This is a genomic window from Ideonella azotifigens (assembly GCF_006519715.1).
Classification (GTDB): Bacteria; Pseudomonadota; Gammaproteobacteria; order Burkholderiales; family Burkholderiaceae_C; genus Ideonella; species Ideonella azotifigens.
Window position 1 is genome coordinate 1 of sequence record NZ_VIDT01001078.1, and the last position, 1,302, is coordinate 1,302.

Consider the following 1,302-nt stretch of genomic DNA (forward strand, 5'->3'; position numbering starts at 1 on the left):
AGCGGCATCGGCATTGCAGTGCTCGATTCGGGCATCGCCTGGCACCACAGCAACTTCCTCGACGCGGCGGGCAAGTCCAGCCGCATCGCCCGCGCGGTCGACTTCCAGAAGGCCGGCGACATGACCGGCAAGCTGTGGCAGCCCGGCGTCGACGTCTCGGCCTCGCTCAACAGCGGCAGCAGCAGCGGCCGGGCCGCATCGGCCTTCGAGAAGCTGATCGCTGCCGATCGCACCGACCGTGCCGATCCCTACGGCCATGGCAGCCATGTCGCGGCGATCGCTGCCGGCCGCGGCAATTACCAGCCCGTCGATTCGACCGGCATCGCCCCCGGCGCCAAGCTCTACGACGTCAAGGTGCTGGACGACGCCGGCAACGGCGAGCTGAGCGACGTGCTCGCCGGCATCGACTGGGTGATCTACCACGCCCGCGAATACAACATCCGCGTGCTCAATGTCAGCATGGCCGCCGACTCGACCGAGTCCTACCTGACCGACCCGCTGTGCCGCGCCGTGCGCAGCGTAACGGCTGCCGGCATCACGGTGGTCGTCGCTGCCGGCAACTTCGGCAAGGATGCCAACGGCGCCGAGGCCTACGGCACGATCAGCGCACCAGGCAACGACCCTTCGGTGATCACCGTCGGATCGGCGAACCTCAAGGACAGCGCCGCACGCAGCGACGACAGCGTCAACTTCTTCAGCTCGCGCGGGCCGACGCGCGGCGGCCGGATCGACGCCAACGGCGTGCGCCAGGCCGACAACCTGCTCAAGCCCGACCTCGTCGCACCCGGCAACCGCATCGTCGGCGTGCTGGCCTCGGACAAGCAGGGCTCGGCCAGTGCCTTCGCCTACCTGCCGCGCACTTATCCCGACATTTCGGCACCCTACGGCGGCAGCGGCCAGCCCAAGCTGAAGCAATTGATGCAACTGAGCGGCACCTCGGTGGCCGCTCCGGTCGTCGCCGGCACCGTGGCACTGATGCTGCAGGCCAACCCGGGCCTGACGCCGCCGCTGATCAAGGCGATGCTGCAATACGCGGCACAGCCGATGGCCGGCGCCAACCTGCTGCAGCAGGGTGCCGGCCTGCTGAACGTGGCCGGTGCGGTGGCCTTGGCGGGTGCCCTGCGCACCGACATCGCCACAGCCATCGACGCCGGCACGCTGTCCGCCGGGTCTCCGCTGCTGGCCGCCGGCAAGAGCCTGCCGGCGCCGGTCTCGACCATCAACGGCATCAGTGTGCCGTGGAGCCGCATCGTCTTCGTCGGCGGCAATCAGATCGCCAGCGGCAGCGCACTCTTCACGCAG

General features: G+C 69.3%; 1 protein-coding gene. It reads left to right on the forward strand.

Features of this window, described 5'->3' with window-relative positions; all coding sequences use genetic code 11:
* Positions 1-1,302 (forward strand): S8 family serine peptidase (locus FKP22_RS30705; RefSeq protein ID WP_141291970.1); only part of this gene is annotated, 1,302 nt, incomplete at both ends.